Source organism: Candidatus Obscuribacterales bacterium (genome assembly GCA_036703605.1).
In the GTDB taxonomy this organism is placed as follows: Bacteria; Cyanobacteriota; Cyanobacteriia; order RECH01; family RECH01; genus RECH01.
This window is the reverse complement of the sequence record DATNRH010000452.1, coordinates 1-6,014: the sequence shown is the minus strand read 5'-3', so window position 1 is coordinate 6,014 and position 6,014 is coordinate 1. Positions and strand designations below refer to the sequence as shown.

At 52.7% G+C, this 6,014-nt stretch carries 6 protein-coding genes; 3 read left to right on the top strand and 3 right to left on the bottom strand.

The features are described from left to right. From V6D20_09580 to V6D20_09570, 3 genes are all read left to right on the top strand, one after another. On the top strand, positions 1–696 hold a 696-nt coding region (locus tag V6D20_09580), incomplete at its 5' end, for a MotA/TolQ/ExbB proton channel family protein (protein HEY9816030.1). Between the two features lie 29 nt (positions 697–725). Beyond that, on the top strand, positions 726–1,346 hold the full coding sequence (locus V6D20_09575) for a biopolymer transporter ExbD (protein ID HEY9816029.1): 621 nt from the start codon (positions 726–728) through the stop codon (positions 1,344–1,346). Between the two features lie 262 nt (positions 1,347–1,608). Continuing rightward, positions 1,609–1,977 carry a phage holin family protein gene (locus V6D20_09570; protein HEY9816028.1) on the top strand — a complete coding sequence of 123 codons (369 nt, stop codon included), beginning with the start codon at positions 1,609–1,611 and terminating at the stop codon, positions 1,975–1,977. Between the two features lie 106 nt (positions 1,978–2,083). Here V6D20_09570 and V6D20_09565 read toward each other — a convergent pair whose 3' ends face one another. The 3 genes from V6D20_09565 to V6D20_09555 form a co-directional block, all read right to left on the bottom strand. Beyond that, on the bottom strand, positions 2,084–2,749 hold the full coding sequence (locus tag V6D20_09565) for a hypothetical protein (GenBank protein HEY9816027.1): 666 nt from the start codon (positions 2,747–2,749) through the stop codon (positions 2,084–2,086). Positions 2,750–2,921: 172 nt separating this feature from the next. Beyond that, a complete protein-coding gene (gene lysS / locus V6D20_09560; protein ID HEY9816026.1) occupies positions 2,922–4,448 on the bottom strand; it encodes a lysine--tRNA ligase in 1,527 nt (508 codons plus the stop codon). Between the two features lie 76 nt (positions 4,449–4,524). Next, positions 4,525–5,358, bottom strand: a complete 834-nt coding sequence (locus tag V6D20_09555) for an ABC transporter permease (GenBank protein HEY9816025.1) — start codon at positions 5,356–5,358, stop codon at positions 4,525–4,527. Positions 5,359–6,014 lie beyond the last annotated feature (656 nt).

Genomic DNA, 6,014 nt, shown 5'->3' with positions numbered 1-6,014 from the left:
GAAGCGGCCCGGCGAGACTGGCAGGCCGCAGCAGATATTGCCCGCCGAGCCAATGATCAACCCATTGGGCGTTTTCTCTACAATGCCCTCCACCTCTACCAACCCGTTCCAGAAGTCTTCCAGCTTGCCTTAGAAACGGCGGCCGACGAAGAGCTGACGGCCATGCGCCGGGGCGACAAAATTTTAGAAGTGGTGATTGCCCTTTCGCCCTTGCTAGGGCTCCTCGGCACCGTGCTGGGGCTGATGGAATCCTTAGGATCAATCAGCCTTGGGGATATTGGTACCACCTCCACCGCCGGTGTGACCTTCGGGATTTCAAGGGCGTTGATTACCACCGCGACGGGTTTAATCATTGCGATCGCTAGCTTGGCCTTTTACCGCTTGTTTCAAGGCTTTGTCTTTGGGCAATCCAAGATTTTTCGCAAGGCTGGCAATGAGCTAGAACTGCTCTACCGCAAAGATTGGTCAGAACATCGGTTCATCACATCTCCAGCCCACCCATCAGCCCATCCATCCCATCTAGCCGCTGCTGCTGTAGCCAACGTCCAAGAAGCCCAGCCAGCTAATGGTGACGGTCTAGCTAAAGATCCCGTCACAGATCCCGCTAAAGATCTAGCCACAGATCCAGCTACAGACCCCTCTTCCTCTGACCCATCGTCAGACGAACCGGCTAGCGAAGAATCCTCAACCTACTGAACTACATTGACCGAGAAGGGGCACGGCGTATGAAAATCAACATGGGTTCTCCCGACGAAGAAACACGCATCGAGATTCTACCGATGATCGACGTGATCTTCTGCATCTTGACCTTCTTCATCTTGGCAGCCATGGGGCTGACCCGCCAAGCTGGCATCAACGTAGACCTGCCTCGGGCCAGCTCGGGCACCAGTCAAATGCGCGAAATGCTGATTGTCAGCCTTGATCCCATTGGTCAACTCTATGTAGATCGCCAACCGGTCACGGAACAGGAGTTAATTCGCGAACTCCTCACCTATCAAGTCAGTAGCCCCAGTGGGTTGATTGTGCTCTATGCATCTCGGTCAGCCAGCTACAACGAAGTAGTAGGCGTCCTAGACTTGTTGCGCTCGACGGGGAGCGATCGCGTTGCCCTAGCGACCCTACCCGATCGCCAGGGCGGTAGCTCTCTGGATAATAGCGAATCCCTTGACCTTGATGAGTTGCTCAATCAAGAGTTTGATGATTTGAACCGTTTGACCCCCGATGGCCCATCAGGGGTCAATGAAGTGCCCTTGATTGATCCCCGAGATATTGATCCCCTCACGCCACCCAGGAGCTCAGAACAGTCAACCCCTTCTGATAGACCCTCTGGCACAAAATCACCCTAAGGGATGAGCGGCAAACCTCGACGCTTTCGTCCTCCAGACTGAGCCGTGAAAAACGCTCATACAGGATTCTATAAAGAGCCGCTGAAATGATACAGTTTTGGCGGATGCTCACCATGAGCATGTCTGTTCATGGTGAACTGAAGATAAGGGCAACCTGTAGATGACCCAACCGAGGAGCTATGTTTCCTAACGGGCGATCGTCTCTCAGCCCGGCTCTTCATCAATCTCGGTACACCTGTCACCTGTAGGACCTGTTAAATCTATGGACATTACGCAGCTTATTATCATCTGGCTATTCGTCACCATTAGCCTGATTATCGTGTCTAAAATTCCGCTGCTCGGCGTTGAAATCGACAGTTTTGGAAAAGCTCTGATTTCTGGAGCGGTCTTTGGGCTACTCAACGCTGTTGGTCAGTGGCTGCTGAGTGCAACGGCTCTTTTGAACTGGGTCTCGCTCGGAATCTATGGACTGATCCTCAACACGATTGTTTTTGGCTTAGCGGCTAAATTAGTCGTTGGCTTTCGTTTGCGGCACGGTATTTGGAGTGCTCTTTTGGGCGCATTCTTCATGGCGATCGTCATGAGCATCGTCGGTTGGGTATTCAGCAATCTGATTGGCGTTTCTGTGTAGGCGATCGCTGAACCGAATCGTTATCGAACCATCACTGAGCCATCATGAGCGGCAGATGCCTACCTACACAAAGGTTCATCTGCCGCTCTGAGGTCTACGTCAAACCCTACTCGTTAATGCGATAGGTATTCACAATGGTTTGAGCATCGGTGTTGTAGTTGGCATATTGGGCATTAATGCCGTGGAGATTCAGAATAAAAATGTTATCGCCTCGTTGCTCCACAAAGCTCACAGAATCTAGCACATTGCCCTGAGGATCTGTACCAATCCAATCTAGCCGTAAGCTACCATCCGGCTGAACCTCGGTTCCTTGCCATTCAACTTCGGTTAAGCGGGTTTCATATTCTTGCTTGAGACCCGTCTCAAGCTGTTCATCAGTGAGCTGCTGCCCTTGCGCTGGGCCAAAGTCTATAGAGCCACCAAACTGATCATCGGCAGACACAAAGACAACGCCACTACCCGTTTCTTGAAACTCATAGCCGCTGGGAAAAGCGACTTCAAACAAGCCATTCGGCTCTTCATAAACCTGGCTACCAGCCGGGGCCTCAGCAGCAGGGGTATCGGGTGCCTCCGCCGTGGGTGTCTCAGCGGGCGTATCTCCGGCAGGAGCGTCTGCCGTGGGAGCTTCCCCTGCTGGGGTCTCAGTCGGTGTTTCCGTCGTGGTGCTGTCGCCGGTGGTCGGATCCTCGGCAGCCGAGTCACTACCGCCACAGCCGGCCAGGGTTAGGGTTGAGACAAGCAGAAGGGATGTAACAGCAGAAACGTATTTCATGGCTAATTTTTGTAGATTATTCGCGTTTAATACTAGTGCATCATAGCGATCGCCCATCAGCTCTGATCGCTAACTTGATCTTTAGACTTTAGAAAAATCTCAAGCTTGTTCAGAAGCATCATCCAAGCGATCGCTTATCGGTCTGGCAACGGGTGCTTGTAGCCAAATCCCTTTAGTCGTCAACAGTAGCGTCATCCGATCGCTCTGGCTTCAGCAAGGGAAATGCAATTACATCTCGAATGCTAGGAGAATTGGTCAACAGCATGACAAGGCGATCGACGCCCAGACCCATGCCCCCCGTGGGCGGCATTCCATACTCTAGAGCCGTCAAGAAGTCTTCATCCACACCCTGAGCCTCCACATCCCCTGCCGCCTTACGGGCAGCTTGGGCTTCTAGGCGCTGGCGTTGATCCACGGGATCGGTCAGCTCTGAGAAGCTATTGGCGGTTTCCCGCCCGACAATAAACAGCTCAAAGCGCTCCACCAAACCCGGCTTCGTGCGATGGGGTTTAGAGAGAGGGGAAATTTCCATGGGATAATCCAGCACAAACGTGGGTTGAATCAAGGTTTCTTCCACCGTTTGCTCAAACGCTGCGTTGAGCACATGGCCAATACTGGCACAGTCATCTAGATGATGGAGACCAGCGGCCGTAGCTGCGTCTCGGGCTTCATCCACCGTGGTGAACCCATGGAAATCTAAGCCTGTTTGAGCCTGAACCGCTTCATGCATGGTAATCCGTCGCCAAGGGGGCGTTAGATCAATAGACGTGCCTTGATAATCAAGGGTCAGCGTCCCCAATACAGTTTTGGCAGCGTTCACGATCAGGGCCTCCGTCAGATCCATCATGTCGTGGTAGTCTGCGTAGGCTTGATACACTTCGATGCTGGTAAATTCCGGATTATGGCGCGTAGATACGCCTTCATTACGGAAAACGCGCCCCATTTCAAACACCTTTTCAAAGCCACCGACAATCAACCGCTTGAGGTGAAGCTCTGTGGCAATCCGTAGGTAGAGCTCTAGGTCTAGGGTGTTGTGGTAGGTGATGAACGGTCGGGCATCGGCTCCCCCTGCTTCTGCTTGCAAGACCGGCGTCTCAATTTCAATGAACCCCTGGTCATCTAAGTAGCGGCGAATCGAGGCGGTGATGCGGGCTCGGCGACGGAAGGTTTCCCGCACGTCTGGATTGACAATCAAATCTACATAGCGTTGCCGATAGCGCTTCGCCACATCCGTTAACCCATGCCACTTATCAGGCAGGGGCAGCAGAGCTTTGGTGAGGATCGTGTAGCTCGCAACGCTGACGGATAGCTCTCCTTTATCAGTGCGGCGAATCGAGCCACGCACGCCCAAAAAGTCGCCAATGTCCGTGAGCTGCTTGAGGTGGGTAAAGGCATCTGCATCGACCTCCGCCATGTGGGTTTGGATTTTGCCCTTGTCAAGGTAAAGCTGAATGGTGCCGCTTTCGTCTTGCAAGGTGAAGAAGGCCAGCTTGCCAAAGACCCGGCGCGTGAGAATGCGCCCAGCGATCGCCACCTCCGCCGACTCCACCGCCTCACCCTTGGGTAGATCGGCATACTTCTCCTGCAGCTCGGCAGCACAGTGGGTGGAGTCCCAACGGTAGGCGTAGGGGTTGATCCCCAGTTCCTTAAGTTGGGCAACTTTTTCAAGACGGGTTGCGCGAATATCGTCGGAAGCCATGGCTGAGGCAAAAAGTGAGTCAACAAGCTTCTAATCATAGCCCAAGGAATGGGCCGGCGATCGCCCCCATCCAGGGCTAGTCTTGTTGATGGGCAAATTGATAAGCGCCGACAGCACAGAGGGCGATCGCTACCCCCAGCAAGACCGGCAGACTAATCCAGGGAAAATCAGACAAGGGTAAATAGGTAGCAGCCCGTAACCCTGTACTGGTATAGGTCAGTGGCAGCAGGTAAACAATCACCTTCAAGGCAGCGGGCAGGGTTTGGGGATCAAAAAAGGTCGCGCCCAAAAAGGACATGGGCACAATCAGAAAGTTGTTGAGCAATCCCACACTTTCTAAGGATTTTACATTCAATCCTACAATCACCCCTAACCCAGAAAAGACCGCACAGTTGAGCACCAGCACCAGCAGGAAAAGAGGACTGACAAACCGCCAGTTTCCGGTCACCACCAAGGCGATCGCCACCACCGATGCCGATGTCATCAGCCCCCGCACTACCCCCGCCAGCATTTTGCCGAGGAACAGGGCCATGGGATGGACTGGCAGCAGCAAGATTTCCTCAAAGGTTTTGCTGTAAAGGCGTTCACCGCAAATGGAAAATGTCGTGCCGCCAAAGCTGATGGTCATGGAGGAAAGGGCCACCATGCCTGGCAAGATGAATTGTAGATAGGTCTCCCCCGCTGAGGGCGTGACCACGGTATCTAGAGCACTGCCTAGCCCCAAACCAAACGCTAAAATGTAGATCAGAGGTGAAACGAGACCAGAGGCCGCCACCTGCATGATACGAACTCGCAAGTCTAGCCAGTCTCCCCAAAACACCGTCAGGCTATCAGAGAAGATGCTGCCAGCCAGCGATCGCTTGATGGGTCTAGCTTGGGTGACAAGATTGAGAGAAGGTTGAGAAGCCACGGCTGATTATCAAAACGTGAGTAGTCGAAAACATGCAGAAATGAACGCTCAAGATGCCCCTGGTAAACAGGCCATCCTTTCAGCTAGGTACCGAGCACTTAGCTATGGATACAGCTTTGAGCGATCGCTTTCACAATAAATTTTTATGTAAACCATTGTTGCATTTCTTGAGTCATTCAGGGACTATCATGCCAAGTCGCTTCCATCGCCTGAGCAATCCTTACGATCATTCATCCTCTGAATTCCTCGCCTCAGCTAGGCAACCCAGGGAGACTTTTGCAACATAGTAAGCCAAGCGGCGATCGCCTTGAGGAAGAATCCGGTACACCTGCCGGTCATTCATCTATCGAGCCGGATCCCCGACCACGCACCTAGCAATCCTGGTTGACCGAAGTTGATCGACAGAACTCACAACTTATCTGTCGATATCTGTAGATCAACAACACCATAGCTGCATTCATCTTTCCTTACAGGATAGAGCTAGACTTCAAGTCTATGTATGACCATCTACCCATGCATGAAGCCATGGTCTATCATGAGTGAGGCGATCGCTCTTTGATTGCGACTCCCATGACCTTCACTCGACCACCAAAAGGAAGCGCTGCTGCCTGATAGATTGTCCTGGCGGGTCGTCGATCTTCTGGAAAGAGCTCAGC